The organism is Streptomyces sp. NPDC056296, from assembly GCF_042268605.1.
Taxonomy (GTDB): Bacteria; Actinomycetota; Actinomycetes; order Streptomycetales; family Streptomycetaceae; genus Streptomyces.
This window is the reverse complement of the sequence record NZ_JBHJRX010000004.1, coordinates 96,447-113,232: the sequence shown is the minus strand read 5'-3', so window position 1 is coordinate 113,232 and position 16,786 is coordinate 96,447. Positions and strand designations below refer to the sequence as shown.

Below are 16,786 nucleotides of genomic sequence, written 5' to 3'. Positions count from 1 at the left end.
CGAGCCGCAAGGAGGAACCAGCACCATGCATCCCCGACACAGACCCGGACGCCGCACCGCACGGCGGCTGTGGACGGCCGCACTGGCGGCCCTCGCGCTGCCCCTCACCATGATGACCACCGGTTCGACACCCGCTCAGGCAGCGGCACTTCAGTGCAGCGTGGACTACCGGACCAACGACTGGGGCGCGGGCTTCACCGCGGAGCTGACACTCACCAACCGCGGCAGCGACGCCATCGACGGCTGGACGCTCTCATACGACTACGCGGGCGACCAGAAGCTGACCAACGGCTGGAACGGCACCTGGTCCCAGTCGGGCCGGACCGTCACCGTGAAGAACGCCTCGTACAACGCGCGGATCGCCGCCGGGGCCGCCGTCTCCACCGGCGGGCAGTTCACGTACAGCGGCACCAACGCCGCGCCGACGAACTTCGCGGTCAACGGCACCGCCTGCCTGGGCGCGCACCAGCCGCCGATCACCGTGCTGACCAGCCCGGAGGCGGGCGCGGTGTACTCGCAGGGCGAGGCGGTCCCACTGGCGGCCACGGCGGCAGCGGCCGACGGCGCCACGATCAGCAAGGTGGAGTTCTACGACGACACCAGGCTGCTGGCCACCGACACCAGCTCGCCCTACGCGTACTCGGCCTCCGGCTTGACCGTGGGCAGTCATTCTCTGGTGGCCAAGGCGTACGACAGCATGGGCGCCTCCGCGGACTCCACGCCGGTCGGCATCACGGTCGCCTCGGGACCGACCGTGGTGGCGACCCCCGCCCAACTCGGCGTACAGCAGGGCGAGTCGGGGACGTACGAGGTCAAGCTCTCCAAGCAGCCGACAGCGAACGTAGCGGTGACGACGGCCCGCGCGAGCGGCAACACCGGCCTCACCGTCACCGGCGGTGCGAGCCTCACCTTCACCCCTGCGAACTGGAGCACCGCCCAGAAGGTGACCATCGCGGCCGACGCCTCCGGCACCGGCTCGGCGGTCTTCGAGTCGACGGCCCCCGGCCACGGCAAGGCCACCGTCAACGTGACCCAGCTGGCCGCCGCGAAGGACTACGACGCCCGCTTCCTGGAGCTGTACGGGAAGATCACCGACCCGGCGAACGGCTACTTCTCGCCGGAGGGCATCCCGTACCACTCGGTGGAGACGCTGATCGTCGAGGCGCCGGACCACGGGCACGAGACCACGTCCGAGGCGTACAGCTACCTGCTGTGGCTCCAGGCCATGTACGGCAAGGTCACCGGCGACTGGACTCGGTTCAACAACGCCTGGGAGATCATGGAGACGTACATGATCCCCACCCACGCCGACCAGCCGACCAACTCGGCCTACAACGCCTCCAAGCCGGCGACCTACGCACCCGAGCTGGACACGCCGGAGGAGTACCCGGCGCCCCTGGACGGCGCGGTCTCCGTCGGCCCCGACCCGATCGCGGCCGAGTTGAGGTCGGCGTACGGCACGGACGACGTCTACGGCATGCACTGGCTCCAGGACGTCGACAACACCTACGGCTACGGCAACTCGCCCGGTAAGTGCGAGGCGGGTCCGTCGGACACCGGCCCCTCCTACATCAACACCTTCCAGCGCGGGGCGCAGGAGTCGGTGTGGGAGACGGTGCCGCAGCCGACCTGCGACGCGTTCAAGTACGGCGGCCCGAACGGCTACCTGGACCTGTTCACCGGTGACGCGTCCTACGCCAAGCAGTGGAAGTTCACCAACGCCCCGGACGCCGACGCACGGGCCGTGCAGGCCGCGTACTGGGCGGACATCTGGGCCGAGGAACAGGGCAAGGGCGAGGAGATCGCCGGCACCCTGGACAAGGCCGCCAAGATGGGCGACTACCTGCGCTACGCCATGTTCGACAAGTACTTCAAGAAGGTCGGTAACTGCGTGGGGCCGACGAGCTGCCCGGCCGGCACCGGCAAGGACTCCTCGCACTACCTGCTGTCCTGGTACTACGCCTGGGGCGGCGCCGTGGACACCTCGGCGGGCTGGGCCTGGCGCATCGGCTCCAGCCACACCCACGGCGGCTACCAGAACCCGCTGGCGGCGTACGCGCTGAGCACCTACGACGACCTGAAGCCCAAGTCGGCCACAGGCGTCTCGGACTGGGCCAAGTCCCTCGACCGGCAGGTGGAGTTCTACCGCTGGCTGCAGTCCGACGAGGGCGCCATCGCGGGCGGCGCGACCAACAGCTGGGCGGGCCGGTACGCGACACCGCCGGCCGGTACGCCGACCTTCTACGGCATGTACTACGACGAGAAGCCGGTGTACCACGACCCGCCGTCCAACCAGTGGTTCGGCTTCCAGGCGTGGTCCATGGAGCGGGTCGCCGAGTACTACCAGCAGAGCGGCGATGCCGACGCGAAGGAGGTCCTGGACAAGTGGGTCGACTGGGCGCTGTCGGAGACGACGGTCAACCCGGACGGCACGTTCCGGATCCCCGCGACGATGCAGTGGTCGGGGCAGCCGGACACCTGGAACGCCTCCTCCCCGGGTGACAACAGCGAACTGCACGTCACCGTCTCGGACTACACCAACGACGTCGGTGTGGCCGCGGCGTACGCCAAGACCCTGACCTACTACGCCGACCGCTCGGGCGACACGGAGGCGGCCGCGACCGCCAAGGCGCTGCTCGACGGCATGTGGGAGAACAACCAGGACGCGCTCGGCATCGCCGTCCCGGAGACCCGCGCCGACTACAACCGCTTCGACGACCCGGTGCACGTGCCGAACGGCTGGACCGGGACCATGCCGAACGGCGACACGATCGACGCGTCGTCGACCTTCTCCTCGATCCGCTCCTTCTACCAGGACGACCCGGCCTGGTCGAAGATCGAGAGCTATCTCGCGGGCGGCGCCGCGCCCACGTTCACGTACCACCGGTTCTGGGCCCAGGCGGACATAGCCCTCGCCATGGGCTCGTACGCGGAGCTACTCGAATAGTCCCCGCGAAGCGCTCCGCGGGTTGGGCGGGTTCTTCGACTGCGGGCCGTGCGTGGCCGGTCGCGCTCGCGCGACGGTAGCCGCATGTCGCCACAGACCCGCGCTCCTTCGGGGCGCTTGACGGCTCCGTGTGCTCGGTCCTGTCACCGGACGACGGGACCAAACTGCCGGGCGGCCCTCGTCCATGTCGAGGGCCGCCCGGTCCCCATGACCGTTCGGGAGGGCGCGTGCCACCGTGCGCCCTCCCCCGCCGGTGGACGAGGCCGCCTGAAGGGGCGGACGTGGATCAGGGCGTGTACACCGTCGGCCTGGGCGCCGTCGCCATTCCGGCGCCGATGAAGAAGCTCGGGTGCGGCGGCTGGTTGTAAGCCGTGTTCTGCCACGCCAGGGCCGTGCGGTACTGGGTGTCGTGGAGCAGGGTCGTGATGCGGGTGTCCGTGTCGTGCGGGGTGGAGTAGATGCGCAGGGCCGTGTTGTTGGTGCTGCGCCAGATGACCTCCTCGCGCCAGTCGCCGAGGATGTCGCCGGCGAGGACCGGTGTGGCCTTGGTGCCGTTGTTGGAGGCGACGCCGGAGCCGGTGAGGAGGCGGGTGTCGCCGGAGGGGCCGTACTTGTCGACGCGGGTGCCGTCGAGGAGTTCGCGGACGGGGTCGCCGTCCCACCAGGACACGAAGTTGGCGCTGGAGGGCTTGCGGCTGCCGACGACCGTGCCCTTCGGGTCGCGGATGCCGCTCTCGGCCGACGACCAGGACTCGGCGCCCGCGCTGCCGGACCAGATGTCGGCGGAGACGCCCCGCCCGTTGTCGCCGCTCGCGCCGGTGGACCAGATGATCCGGCCCGTGCGCGCGTCCGCCATCCACGACGAGGGCTTCGAGCTGTCCTCGTCGACCTTGAACTCCTCCAGGCCCGGGCGGGACGGGTCGAGGTCGCCGACGTGCATGGCGTCGCCGTGGCCGTTCCTCGTGGTCCACAGGCCGTGGCCGTTGTCGTCGACGGCCATCGCGCCGTAGACGATCTCGTCCCTGCCGTCGCCGTCGACGTCGGCGACGGACAGCTGGTGGTTGCCCTGGCCGTCGTAGCCCTTGCCGGCGTTGGTGGAGGAGTTGGTGTCGAAGGTCCAGCGGCGGGTGAACCGGCCGTCGCGCCAGTCCCAGGCGGCGATCACCGAGCGCGTGTAGTAGCCGCGCGCCATGATCAGGGAGGGGCGGGAGCCGTCCAGGTACGCCGTGCCCGCCAGGAAGCGGTCGACGCGGTTGCCGTAGGAGTCGCCCCAGGAGGAGACGTTGCCCCGGGCGGGGACGTAGTCGACGGTGCCCATCGCCCTGCCGGTCTGCCCGTCGAACATGGTGAGGTACTCGGGGCCGGACAGGATGTAGCCGGAGGAGTTGCGATGGTCCGCCGAGGAGCTGCCGATGACCGCGCCGGTGCCGTCCCGCGTGCCGTCGGCGGTCTTCATGGCGACCTCGGCCTTGCCGTCGCCGTCGTAGTCGTACACCTGGAACTGCGTGTAGTGGGCGCCGGAGCGGATGTTGCGGCCCAGGTCGACGCGCCACAGCCGGGTGCCGTCGAGCTCGACGCCGTCGACGATCGTGTTGCCCGTGTAGCCGGACTGGGAGTTGTCCTTGGCGTTGGTCGGCTGCCACTTGAGGACGATGTCCAGCGCGCCGTCCCCGTCGAGGTCGCCGACGGAGGCGTCGTTGGCCTCGTAGGTGTAGGAGACGCCGTCGGGGGTCGTCCCTCCGGCGGGAGGGGAGATCGGCACGTCCTTGTAGCCGGCCCGGAACTGGATCGCGTGGACCGAGTCGCCCTGTTCCGTGCCGTTCACGACGGCGCGGACGGTGTAGTCGGCGTGGGAGGGGGCGCCCGAGTGGAAGTAGGTGGTGGAGCCGGTGACCGGGGCGGCGTTGACCTTGGTGCCGGCCCGGTAGACGTTGAACGAGACGTTGTCCGGGTCGGTGGCCAGCCAGCGCCAGCCGACCAGGTTGCCGTCGCCGGTGTGGACGCTGACGACGCCCCGGTCGAGGGCCTCGACCTGCCGGGCGGTGGCGGCTTCTGCGGTGTCGGGGGTGAGAGTCGTCAGACCGGTGGCGACAAGGCCTGCGGCGGCCAGGGCCGCGCCCAGGACGAGCGGACGGCGTCTGCGGTTCTTGTGGGGGTGCCTCACGGGACGAACCTCCTGAGGGACGGATGGATTCCGTCTCTCAGTCGCCGCCCGGCGCGGCCGGGTTGCCGCTTCCGGCCCTCGGCTTCCTACGGTTTCACGAACGCTCGCAGGGTGAAGACCGGGTCGGGGCGCGGCCGTTCCTGGTCGGGGAGGGCCGCGAGCCGGGTGGCGAAGTGCTCGGCGCGCGGGTCGCCCGGCGGCAGCGTGACGAACCAGCCGCGCCGCAGGTCGGCGACGGTGCGGCGGGGGCTGCGGCCCTGGCCGTGGCCGGTGAAGCGGGCCTGTCCCGCCGGGAGCAGGCCGTGTGCGCGGGCGTACGACTCGACGAGGCCGGCGGCGTCGTGCGCGGTGCTCGGCGGGCGGGAGGCGAGCACGGCGTCGATGTCGCTGCCCACGTTGTGCGAGGCGCCCTTGTCGACCGTGGTCACGTACACGCCGCCGGACCGCAGGACGCGTGCGCACTCGCCGACGATCGCCCGCACGTTCTCGTCACCGCCGGCGAGATGCAGCAGCCACACGCTGGTGACCGCATCGAACTCCCCGTCATGGAAGGGCAGTCGGCGGCTGTCGGCCAGCACGACGGCGCCGGGCAGCCGGGCGGCGGCGTAGCGGGTCATGGCGGGGGCGAGGTCGGCGCCGGTCACGCGCATGCTCTCCCGGCCGGCGGCGAAGCGCCGGGTGACGATGCCGGTGCCGCAGGCGACGTCGAGCAGGCTGCGCGCCTGCCCGGGTACGAGGCTCAGTACGGCCCGCGCGGCGGCCTCGGCGCGGGGCTCGCCGCCGCGGGAGGCGTCGTACCGTTCCGCTTCCTTGTCGTAGTCGAGCACACCCGTCAGTGTGCCGCATGGCCTGCGGCCAGGTCCTCCACCCTGCGGGCGAGCTCGACGTCCTTCTCGGTGACGGCACCGCCCGCGCTGTGGGTGTGCACGGCCAGGGAGACAGTGTTGTACCCGAGGGTCAGGTCCGAGTGGTGGTCGAGCTCCTCCTGCACCTGGGCGATGTGGACGACCATCGCGGTGGCCGCGAAGTGCGAGGCGAGCCGGTAGGAACGGGTGAGGCGGCCGTCGTCGAGGGACCAGCCCGGCAGCTCGGCCAGCCGCTCCTCGATCTCCTTCTGCGACAGCGGTTCGACGGGCATGGGCTGCGCTCCTGTCCTGGGCGGCGGTTGCCTCTCCAGCCTGCCACAGGGCGGCCGACCGAGCCCTGGTCAGGAGCGCCGTCCGAGCCCTGGTCAGGAGCGCCGCCCGGTCCCGGCGCGAAGGGCCGTCGGCTACCGTTCGGAGTATGACCGCACTCATGTCCGGCACCGCCCCCGCCGCCCAGGGCGTGGGCCCGCTGCTACGGGCCTGGCGGGAGCGGCGGCGGGTCAGCCAGCTGGAGCTGGCGCTGCGCGCCGAATCCTCCGCGCGGCACGTCAGCTTCATCGAGACGGGCCGCTCGCGGCCGAGCGAGGCGATGGTGTTGCGGCTCGCCGAGCACCTGGACGTCCCCGTGCGGGAGCGCAACGCGCTGCTGCTCGCCGCGGGTTACGCCCCGCACTATCCGGAGACGCCGTTGGACGACCCGGCGCTGGACGCGCTGCGCGAGGGCATGGAGCGGCTGATCCGGGGTTACGAGCCGTATCCGGCGCTGGTCGTGGACGCGACGTACCAGGTGCTCGCCGCCAACCGGGGCATCCTGATGCTGATGGACGGCGTACCGGAGCATCTGCTCGAACCGCCGCTGAACGCGATGCGGCTGACCCTGCACCCGGAGGGCCTGGCGCCGCGCATCCGCAACCTGCGCGAGTGGCGCGGGCACCTGCTGGAGCAGATGGAGCGGCAGATCGCCCTGCACCGCTCGGAGCCGCTGCGGGCGCTGTACGAGGAGGTGGCGGCGTATCCGGTGCCGGAGACCGCGCCGGGCGCGGAGCCGGCCGAGCCGGTGCCGTACTTCGCGCTGCCGATGCAGATCGTGCACGAGGGCCGGACCCTGTCCTTCATCTCGTCCATCTCCACCTTCAACACGCCGATGGACGTGACCGTCGCCGAGCTGGCCATCGAGACGCTGCTCCCGGCCGACCCGGCGACGGTCAAGTACCTTCACACACTGCTGCCCTGACGCTGCCTCAGCGCCGCGTACTGCAGCAGCGCGAACCCGGCGACGGTGAGCGCCTGGAGCACCGTCCACACCGCGCCCGCCGTGGTGGGCGTCAGCCACAGGCCGAGGGCGACGAAGCTGACCGCCGCCCAGGCGAGGTTGGCGTCGACGACGGCCCGCACCCCGAGGGCCGGCGGCCGGGGACGCGCGGCCAGCAGGGCCACGCACCCGGCGTACACCGCGAGGAACGCGCCGAGGCCGAGCAACAGCCCCGGGCCGGCGCCGAGGAAGCGCCCCAGCGGCCCGGAGAACGCGAGGTAGGCGACCGCGTTGGCGCCGGTCACCACCGCGTCGAGGGCGAGGAAGCGGCGCAGCATGAGCTGCGGTTCGGCGGTGCGGGCGAGTGCGGCCGGCTGGTTCGTGGTCATGACGAGTCACCCTCCGTCGGGTCGGGACAGGCTGCGTGGAGCCGGGTGCCGGTCCGGAGTACGCCGGACCGGAACCCGGTGACTCCACGATCCCGGCCCGGCCGCGCCCGGTCGATTACCCGGCAGGTAATGACGTTGATCCACGACCGCCCCTGTGAGACTGACAGAGGAACATGACAGACTGCGGTGAGACTTGGGCGCGTTGGGGAGGCGTGGCGTGAGTGAGCGGCGGGCCGCGGCCACCGTGGGCCAGGTGGTCCTGGGCAGACGGCTGCAGGAACTGCGGGAGACGGCGGGCCTCAAGCGCGAGGAGGCCGCCAAGGTGCTCCGGGTGGCCCCGGCGACCGTGCGGCGCATGGAAATGGCCGAGGTCGCGCTGAAGATACCGTATGTCCAGATCCTGCTGACGGCGTACGGGGTGCCCGCGGACGAGGTGTCGGCGTTCGTCTCGCTGGCCGAGGAGGCGAACCAGCCGGGCTGGTGGCAGCGGTACCACGACGTGCTGCCCGACTGGTTCAGCATGTACGTGAGCCTGGAGGGCGCGGCGCGGATCGTCCGCTCCTACGAGCCGCACTTCATACCGGGGCTGCTGCAGACCGAGGACTACGCGCGCTCGGTCCTGGAGGCCGGGACGATCGGCACCGCGGGCCGGGACGCTGTCGAGCGGCATGTGTCCCTGCGTATGGAGCGGCAGCAGCTGCTGGAGGGCGCGAACCCGCCCCACCTGTGGGTGGTCATGGACGAGACGGTGCTGCGGCGCCCGGTGAGCATCGACGGCCGGGTGATGCGCGACCAGGTGGACAAGCTGCTGGAGTTCTCGACCCGGGACCGGGTGACGTTGCAGGTCGCCGAGTTCGAGGACGGGCCGCACCCCGGGACGTACGCGCCGTTCACGCTCTTCCGGTTCGCGGAGCCGGAACTGCCCGACATGGTCTTCACCGAGTATCTGACCGGTGCCCTGTACCTGGACTCCCGCGCGGAGGTCTCCGCCCACCTGGAGGTCCTGGACCACATGACGGCGCGTGCCGCCTCGACCCAGCGCACCGAGAAGGTCATGCGCGAGTACCGCGAGAACTTCTGATCCGGCGCCCCGGGCACACCGGGCCCGAGCACCGACCGCACCCGAACACCCACCAGGTTCCGAGGAGACGACAGCGCATGACCGGATCCGATCCCACCCCCGCCCCCATCGACACCAGCCGGCCGCATCCGGCCCGCGTCTACGACTGGTGGCTGGGCGGCAAGGACAACTACCCGGTGGACGAGGAGCTGGCCCGCAGGATCCTCGCGGCGGACGGGACGGCGGTGCGCGGGGCGCGCGCCAACCGCCGGTTCATGCACCGGGCCGTCCGCACGCTCGCCGAGGCCGGGATCCGCCAGTTCCTGGACATCGGCACCGGCATCCCCACCGAGCCGAACCTGCACCAGGTGGCCCAGGCGGTGGCGCCCGAGGCGCGGGTCGTCTACGCCGACAACGACCCGATCGTGCTCAGGCACGCCCAGGCGCTGCTGCACGGCTCGGCCGAGGGGGCCACCGAGTACGTCCACGCCGACGTCCGCGATCCGGACCTGATCCTGCGGCTGGCGGGCGAGTCCCTGGACTTCGGCCGGCCGGTCGCCCTGTCGCTGGTGGCCCTGACGCACTACCTCGGCGACGCGGTCGACGGCGACGACGTGCACGGCCTGCTGGCGCGGTACGTCGACGCCCTGGCGCCCGGCAGCTACCTGGTCCTGTCGCAGGTCACGCCCGATCTGAACCCGGAGGCGGTGGGCAGGGCCGCCGGTCTGTTCACGCGCAGCGGCACGCCGTTCCACCCGCGCTCGCTGACCGAGTTCGCGCGCTTCTTCGACGGCCTGGAGCTGTTGGGCCCGGGCATCATTCCGGTCACCGGGTGGCGGCCGGACCCGGAGGACGTGGCGGTCCAGGCGGAGGGCATCGTGCCGGTGTACGCGGGGGTGGCGCGCAAGGCCTGACGGGCATCCGAGCCGTCGCCTCCTGACCCGTACGGGCCCCGCGAACGGGTGCGCTCCCGCGCCCGCCCCTAGGTTCGAAGACCCAGGGCGATCAAGGGAGCGCACGTGACCGACACGCGGACACCGCCCACCGAGCCGGGCGCGGCGCTGCTGCGTGCGGGACGGTTCTTCCGGCCCGGCACCGCGGCGCCCGACCTGCACAGCATCGGGCTGGTCGGCGGTCGGGAGGCGGACGCCTTCTACCGGGACCGCTGGAGCCACGACAAGGTCGTGACCTCCACGCACGGCGTGAACTGCACCGGCTCCTGCCGCTGGAACGTGTTCGTCAAGGACGGCATCATCACCTGGGAGACCCAGGCGACGGACTATCCGTCGGTCGGTCCGGACCGCCCGGAGTACGAGCCGCGCGGCTGCCCCCGGGGCGCGGCGTTCTCCTGGTACACGTACTCGCCGACCCGGGTGCGCTACCCGTACGTGCGCGGGGTGCTCCTGGAGATGTACCGGGAGGCGAAGGCGCGGCTGTCGGATCCGGTGCTGGCCTGGGCCGACATCCAGGGCGACCCGGAACGCCGGCTCCGCTACCAGCGGGCGCGGGGCAAGGGCGGCCTGGTCCGGGCGACCTGGGACGAGGCGGTCGAGATGGTCGCCGCGGCCCACGTCCACACCATCCGCACCCAGGGCCCCGACCGCATCGCGGGCTTCTCCCCCATCCCCGCGATGTCGATGGTGTCGCACGCGGCGGGCGCCCGCTTCCACTCCCTCATCGGCGCCCCGATGCTGTCGTTCTACGACTGGTACGCCGACCTGCCCGTGGCGTCCCCGCAGGTCTTCGGCGACCAGACGGACGTGCCGGAGTCGGGCGACTGGTGGGACGCGGCCTATCTGATCATGTGGGGCTCCAACGTCCCGGTGACCCGCACACCGGACGCGCACTGGATGGCGGAGGCCCGCTACCGGGGCCAGAAGGTCGTGGTCGTCTCCCCCGACTACGCCGACAACACCAAGTTCGCCGACCAGTGGCTGCACCCGCACCCGGGCACGGACGGCGCGCTGGCCCTGGCGATGGGGCACGTGGTGCTCAAGGAGTTCTTCGTCGACCACGCGACGCCCTTCTTCGACGACTACGTGCGCCGCTTCACCGACCTGCCGTTCCTGGTGACGCTGACCGAGCGGGACGGGGCGTACGTCCCGGCGAAGTTCCTGCGCGCGGCCGACCTGGGGCAGGAGGGCGAGGACGCCCGCTGGAAGACGGTCGTGCTGGACGATGCGTCGGGCCGCGCGGTCGTCCCCAACGGCTCGCTGGGCTTCCGCTGGAACGAGGCGGACCAGGGGAAGTGGAACCTCGACCTCGGTGACGTACGGCCCCGGCTGAGCCTGCACGGCCACGAGATGGCGTCGGGCGTCGAGGTGCTGCTCCCCCGCTTCGACACCGAGGGCGGGGCGCACGCGCAGGGCCGCGGGGAGGTCGTGAGGCGGGGCGTGCCCGCGACGCGGCTGGGCGGGGCGACCGGGCCGCTGGTGACGACGGTGTTCGACCTGCTGCTGGCCCAGTACGGCGTGGCGCGGCCCGGGGTGCCGGGCGACTGGCCGGATTCGTACGAGGACGCGGACGCGCCCGGCACTCCGGCCTGGCAGGAGACGCACACCTCGGTACCGGCGGCGGCCTGCGTGCGGATCGCCCGGGAGTTCGCGCGGACCGCCGAGCGCTCCAAGGGGCGCTGCATGATCCTGATGGGCGCGGGCACCAACCACTGGTTCCACTCCGAGACGATCTACCGGGCCTTCCTGGCCCTGCTCCAGCTGACCGGCTGCCAGGGCCGCAACGGCGGCGGCTGGGCGCACTACGTGGGCCAGGAGAAGTGCCGTCCGGTGACCGGTTGGGCGTCGCTGGCCGCCGCGTCGGACTGGTCGCGCCCGCCGCGCCAGATGATCGGCACCGCGTACTGGTACCTGAACACCGACCAGTGGCGCTACGACCGGTTCGGCGCCGACGTGCTGGCCTCGCCGCTGGGCGAGGGACGGTTCGAAGGGATGACGGGCGCGGACTGCCTGGCGCTGTCGGCGCGTACGGGGTGGATGCCGTCGTACCCGACCTTCGACCGCAGCCCGCTGGAGCTGGGCGAGGCGTTCGGCGACCCGGTGGCGAACGCGGTGGCCGAACTGCGGGCCGGGACGCTGAAGTTCGCCTGCGAGGATCCGGACGCGCCTCAGAACTGGCCGCGGATCCTGACCTTGTGGCGGGCCAACCTGCTCGGTTCGTCGGCGAAGGGCGCCGAGTACTTCACCAAGCACCTGCTGGGCACGCACTCCTCGCTGCGCGCCGAGGAGGCCGCACCGGACCAGCGGCCCCGGGACGTGGTGTGGCACGACGAGGCGCCCGAGGGGAAGCTCGACCTGCTGCTGTCGCTGGACTTCCGGCACACCTCCTCCACACTGCTGTCCGACGTGGTGCTGCCCGCCGCGACCTGGTACGAGAAGCACGACCTGTCCAGCACGGACATGCACCCCTACGTGCACGCCTTCTCCCCGGCCGTGGACCCGCCGTGGCAGACGCGGACCGACTTCGACACGTTCAAGGTGCTGGCGGAGAAGCTGAGCGAGCTGGCCGTCGGCCACCTCGGCGTGCGCAAGGACCTGATGGCGGCGCCGCTCCAGCACGACACCCCGGGCGAGATCGCCCAGCCGGGCGGGGTCGTACGGGACTGGCGGCGCGGGGAGTGCGCTCCGGAGCCGGGCAAGACCCTGCCGAACCTCACCGTCGTGGAGCGCGACTACACGGCGATCGGCGCGAAGTTCGCGGCGCTGGGCCCGCTGGTGGAGGCCAAGGGCCTGCCCGCCAAGGGCATCACCCTGAAGCCGGACGAGGAGGTGGAGCGGCTGCGGCACATGAACGGCGCGGTGCGCGGCGGCCCGGCCGACGGGCGCCCGGCACTGGACACGGCGGTGAAGGCCGCCAACACCATCCTGGCGCTGTCCGGCACGACCAACGGGCGACTGGCCGTCCAGGGCTTCCACACGCTGGAGGCGAAGACCGGGCAGCGGATGGCCCACCTGGCCGCCGAGCACGAGGGCAAGCGGATCACGTACGCGGACACCCAGGCGGCGCCCGTGCCGGTGATCACCTCGCCGGAGTGGTCGGGCAGCGAGGCCGGCGGGCGCCGCTACACGGCGTTCACGCTCAACACCGAGCACCTCAAGCCCTGGCACACCCTCACCGGCCGCCAGCACTTCTTCCTCGACCACGACTGGATGCACGAGTTGGGCGAGGCACTGCCGGTGTACCGGCCGCCGCTGGACATGAGCCGGCTCTTCGGCGAGCCGCAGCTCGGTCCGGAAGGGCACCGGGAGGTGACGGTCCGCTACCTCACCCCGCACAACAAGTGGTCCATCCACTCCGAGTACCAGGACAACCTGTTCATGCTGGCGCTGTCCCGGGGCGGCCAGACCATCTGGATGTCGACGAAGGACGCGGACGCGATCGGGGTCGCCGACGACGACTGGATCGAGGCGGTCAACCGCAACGGCGTGGTGGTGGCCCGCGCGATCGTCTCGCACCGCATGCCGCCCGGCACGGTCTACATGCACCACGCGCAGGAACGCACGGTGAACGTCCCGCTCGCGGAGACCACCGGCAAGCGCGGCGGCATCCACAACTCGCTCACCCGCCTGATCCTCAAACCGACCCATCTCATCGGCGGCTACGCCCAGTTGTCGTGGGCGTTCAACTACCTGGGCCCGACCGGGAACCAGCGCGACGAGGTGACGGTCATCCGGCGCCGCTCTCAGGAGGTCGAGTACTGATGCGCCCGATGGCCCAGGTCGCCATGGTCATGAACCTCGACAAGTGCATCGGCTGCCACACCTGCTCGGTCACCTGCAAGCAGGCGTGGACCAACCGGCGGGGCATGGAGTATGTCTGGTTCAACAACGTCGAGACCCGCCCCGGCCAGGGCTACCCGCGCCGCTACGAGGACCAGGAGAAGTGGCGGGGCGGCTGGGAACTGAACCGGCGCGGCGCGCTGAAGCTCAAGGCGGGCGGACGGTTCAAGAAGCTCGCCGGGATCTTCTCCAACCCGAGGCTCCCGGAGATCAAGGACTACTACGAGCCCTGGACGTACGATTACAAGAACCTCACCGACGCCCCGCTCGGCAGCGACTACCCCGTCGCCCGGCCCGTCTCCCAGCTCGACGGCAAACCGATGAAGATCGGCTGGTCCTCGAACTGGGACGACGACCTCGGCGGCGCCCCCGCCTACGGCGACCTCGACCCCATGGTGGAACGCACACGCCAACAGGCCTCGGAGAAGGTGCGCTTCGCGTACGAAGAGACCTTCATGTTCTACCTGCCGCGCATCTGCGAGCACTGTCTCAATCCGTCGTGCGTGGCGTCGTGTCCGTCCGGGGCGATGTACAAGCGCGCGGAGGACGGCATCGTCCTGGTCGACCAGGACCGCTGCCGGGGCTGGCGGATGTGCGTGACCGGATGCCCGTACAAGAAGGTGTACTTCAACCACCGCACCGGCAAGGCCGAGAAGTGCACCTTCTGCTATCCGCGCATCGAGGTGGGCCAGCCGACGGTCTGCTCGGAGACCTGCGTGGGACGGCTCAGGTACCTGGGGGTCGTGCTGTACGACGCCGACAAGGTGACCGAGGCGGCCTCCACGCCGAACGAGCAGGAGCTGTACGAGGCACAGCTGGGTGTCTTCCTGGACCCCGAGGACCCCGCGGTGCGGCGGGCGGCGGAGGAGGCGGGGATCCCGTTCGACTGGATCGAGGCGGCCCGGCGCTCCCCCGTGCACGCGCTGGTGAGCAGGTACCGGGTGGCGCTGCCCCTGCATCCGGAGTACCGCACCATGCCGATGGTCTGGTACATCCCGCCGCTTTCACCGGTGGTGGACGCGTTGACGGAGACCGGGCACGACGGCGAGGACCCGGGCAACCTGTTCGGCGCGATCGACACGCTGCGCATCCCGCTGGAGTACCTGGCGGAGCTGTTCACGGCGGGCGACGTCGGCCCCGTGCGGGCGTCGCTGGAGAAGCTGGCCGCGATGCGCGCCCACATGCGGTCGGTCAACCTCGGCGAGGATCCCGACCCGGCCGTCTGCGCGGGCGTCGGCATGCGCGCCCAGGAGATCGAGGACATGTACCGGCTGCTGGCCATCGCCAAGTACGAGGAGCGGTACGTGATCCCGACGGCGGCCGTCGGGGACGCGCACCGGCTGGAGGCGTCGGCCCTGCCGGACACGTGCAGCCTCGACACGGACGGCGGCCCCGGCATGGGCGGCGACGGGCCGTTCGGCCAGGACTCGGGACGCAAGAGGCTTCCGCTGGTGCCGGTGGAGAACTTCCACATCCTGCGCAGGCGGCAGACCACGGACGACGAGAGGGAGGTCTGATCCGATGCCCGGGTTCGAGGTGCTGTACCAGGCGGCGGCGCTCTGTCTGACGTATCCCGACGACGACTTCCGCGCCCGGCTGCCGCTGCTGCGCGAGGCCGCGCCGCAACTGCGCGGCTTCACCGACCACGCGGCGGCGACCGAGCAGGGCGAACTCCAGGCGCACTACGTGGAGGTCTTCGACTTCAAGAACCGGCACAGCCTGTACCTGAGCTGGTGGACCGACGGCGACACCCGCAACCGGGGGATGTCGCTGGTCCGCTTCAAGGAGCTGTACCGGGCGCACGGGCTGGAGTTCACCGACGAGGAACTCCCCGACTTCCTGCCGGCCGTGCTGGAGTTCGCCTCCCGCACCGGGGACATCGGCATGCTCACCGAGCACCGCGAAGCCCTGGACCAGCTCCGCTCCCGGCTGACCGCCTTCGGCACGCCCTACGCGTGCGTCCTGGACGCCGTGTGCGCCACCCTGCCGCCCGCACCCACCGGAGCCCGCCCGTGACCGTCTTCCTCTGGGGCGTGCTGCCCTACGCCGCGTTCGCCCTGCTGGTCGCCGGTCTGATCTGGCGGCACCGCTACGACCGCTTCGGCTGGACGACGCGGTCCTCGCAGGTCTACGAGTCCAAGCTGCTGAACATCGCCTCGCCCGTGTTCCACTACGGCATCCTGTTCGTACTGGTCGGCCATCTCATCGGGCTGTTCGTCCCCGAGTCGTGGACGGACGCGGTGGGCGTGAGCGAGCACGCGTACCACCTGCTGTCGCTGTACGGCGGCACCGCGGCCGGGGTGCTGGCGGTGGCCGGCATCCTGATCCTCATCTACCGGCGGCGCACCAACGCGCCCGTGTTCCGGGCGACGACCGCCAACGACAAGGTCATGTACGTCTTCCTGCTGGGCGCGATCGTGCTCGGCATGGTGGCCAAGCTCGCGCACTCCTCCGGCACCGGCTACGACTACCGGCACACCATCGGGCCCTGGTCGCGCAGCCTGTTCACCCTCCAGCCGAAGACGGAGCTGATGGTGGGAGTGCCGGTGCTGTACCAGGTGCACGCGGTGATCGGGATGGTGCTGATCGCCCTGGTGCCCTACACGCGGCTGGTACACATGTTCAGCGCGCCGGTGCAGTACCTGGTGCGCCCGTACGTGGTCTACCGGTCGCGCGACCCCAGGCAGCTGGGGCCGCGCCCGGACCGGCGGGGCTGGGAGCGCGCGGGCTCCTGAGCCCTTCGGAGACCTTTCCGGCTAGGCCAGCTTCGCCGTGAGGGTGATGGTCGTACCGGTCAGGGCCTGGCTGACCGGGCAGTTCTTCTTGGCGTCCTCGGCGGCGGCGACGAACGCGTCGTTGTCGAGGCCGGGGACGGTGCCCTCCACGGTGAGGTGGATGCCCTTGATGCCCTCACCCGGCTGGAAGGTGACGTCGGCGGAGGTGGTGAGCTTGGTGGGCGGGGTGCCGGCGCCGGCCAGGCCGTGCGACAGCGCCATGGAGAAGCAGCTGGAGTGGGCGGCGGCGATCAGTTCTTCCGGGCTGGTCTTGCCGTTCGCCTGCTCGGCGCGCGACGGCCACGACACCGGCTGCTCGCCGATGCCGGACGAGTCGAAGGTGACGACACCGTTGCCCTCGAGCAGGTTGCCTTCCCAGACGGTGTGTGCGGAGCGCGTGGTTGCCACGGCGGGTCCTCTCGAATTCTCTTGCTGTGGTTGGGCGGTGGGGGGCCGGCGGGCGGGCTCCCCCCCCCCCCCCCACCCCACCCCCGCTCCCCCCCCCCCAAAAGACGGCCCCCAAGAGGGGGACAGGCGAACC

13 protein-coding genes are annotated in these 16,786 nt (G+C 71.3%); 8 read left to right on the top strand and 5 right to left on the bottom strand.

Annotated elements, in window-relative coordinates; translation table 11 throughout:
* Positions 1-25 precede the first annotated feature (25 nt).
* Positions 26-2,947, top strand: a complete 2,922-nt coding sequence (locus tag ACFCZF_RS04625; protein WP_376670388.1) for a glycoside hydrolase family 48 protein — start codon at positions 26-28, stop codon at positions 2,945-2,947.
* A gap of 286 nt (positions 2,948-3,233) precedes the next feature.
* On the opposite strand, the gene ACFCZF_RS04620 is transcribed toward ACFCZF_RS04625, so the two are convergent.
* The 3 genes from ACFCZF_RS04620 to ACFCZF_RS04610 form a co-directional block, all read right to left on the bottom strand.
* A complete protein-coding gene (locus ACFCZF_RS04620) occupies positions 3,234-5,111 on the bottom strand; it encodes a rhamnogalacturonan lyase (protein ID WP_376670387.1) in 1,878 nt (625 codons plus the stop codon).
* A gap of 86 nt (positions 5,112-5,197) precedes the next feature.
* A complete protein-coding gene (locus tag ACFCZF_RS04615; RefSeq protein ID WP_376670386.1) occupies positions 5,198-5,938 on the bottom strand; it encodes a class I SAM-dependent methyltransferase in 741 nt (246 codons plus the stop codon).
* A 5-nt stretch (positions 5,939-5,943) separates the two neighbouring features.
* Positions 5,944-6,249, bottom strand: coding sequence for a 4a-hydroxytetrahydrobiopterin dehydratase (locus ACFCZF_RS04610; RefSeq protein WP_375905089.1), 306 nt, complete (start codon positions 6,247-6,249; stop codon positions 5,944-5,946).
* Between the two features lie 146 nt (positions 6,250-6,395).
* On the opposite strand from ACFCZF_RS04610, the gene ACFCZF_RS04605 reads away from it, so the two are divergent.
* Positions 6,396-7,211 carry a helix-turn-helix domain-containing protein gene (locus ACFCZF_RS04605; protein ID WP_376670385.1) on the top strand — a complete coding sequence of 272 codons (816 nt, stop codon included), beginning with the start codon at positions 6,396-6,398 and terminating at the stop codon, positions 7,209-7,211.
* Here ACFCZF_RS04605 and ACFCZF_RS04600 read toward each other — a convergent pair.
* Positions 7,193-7,618, bottom strand: a complete 426-nt coding sequence (locus tag ACFCZF_RS04600; RefSeq protein WP_376670384.1) for a hypothetical protein — start codon at positions 7,616-7,618, stop codon at positions 7,193-7,195. The two genes, ACFCZF_RS04605 and ACFCZF_RS04600, sit on opposite strands and share 19 nt — an antisense overlap.
* A 217-nt stretch (positions 7,619-7,835) precedes the next feature.
* On the opposite strand from ACFCZF_RS04600, the gene ACFCZF_RS04595 reads away from it, so the two are divergent.
* The 6 genes from ACFCZF_RS04595 to narI all read left to right on the top strand — a co-directional run bounded on the left by ACFCZF_RS04595 (position 7,836) and on the right by narI (position 16,206).
* On the top strand, positions 7,836-8,699 hold the full coding sequence (locus ACFCZF_RS04595; RefSeq protein WP_375905097.1) for a helix-turn-helix domain-containing protein: 864 nt from the start codon (positions 7,836-7,838) through the stop codon (positions 8,697-8,699).
* Positions 8,700-8,776: 77 nt separating this feature from the next.
* Positions 8,777-9,592 carry an SAM-dependent methyltransferase gene (locus tag ACFCZF_RS04590; RefSeq protein WP_376670383.1) on the top strand — a complete coding sequence of 272 codons (816 nt, stop codon included), beginning with the start codon at positions 8,777-8,779 and terminating at the stop codon, positions 9,590-9,592.
* A 105-nt stretch (positions 9,593-9,697) separates the two neighbouring features.
* The gene (locus ACFCZF_RS04585; protein WP_376670382.1) at positions 9,698-13,393 is read left to right on the top strand and encodes a nitrate reductase subunit alpha; all 3,696 of its coding nucleotides are present in this window, start codon (positions 9,698-9,700) and stop codon (positions 13,391-13,393) included.
* Complete coding sequence (gene narH / locus ACFCZF_RS04580) at positions 13,393-14,988, top strand: nitrate reductase subunit beta (RefSeq protein ID WP_376670381.1); 1,596 nt, start codon at positions 13,393-13,395, stop codon at positions 14,986-14,988. Before ACFCZF_RS04585 ends, narH begins: the two co-directional genes overlap by 1 nt.
* A gap of 4 nt (positions 14,989-14,992) precedes the next feature.
* Positions 14,993-15,487, top strand: coding sequence for a nitrate reductase molybdenum cofactor assembly chaperone (gene narJ, locus ACFCZF_RS04575; RefSeq protein WP_217253969.1), 495 nt, complete (start codon positions 14,993-14,995; stop codon positions 15,485-15,487).
* The gene (gene narI, locus ACFCZF_RS04570) at positions 15,484-16,206 is read left to right on the top strand and encodes a respiratory nitrate reductase subunit gamma (RefSeq protein WP_376670380.1); all 723 of its coding nucleotides are present in this window, start codon (positions 15,484-15,486) and stop codon (positions 16,204-16,206) included. The genes narJ and narI overlap by 4 nt, the downstream gene beginning before the upstream one ends.
* A 21-nt stretch (positions 16,207-16,227) precedes the next feature.
* Here the strand turns inward: narI and ACFCZF_RS04565 are convergent, their stop codons facing one another.
* A complete protein-coding gene (locus ACFCZF_RS04565; RefSeq protein WP_043377849.1) occupies positions 16,228-16,653 on the bottom strand; it encodes an OsmC family protein in 426 nt (141 codons plus the stop codon).
* Between the last annotated feature and the right edge of the window lie 133 nt (positions 16,654-16,786).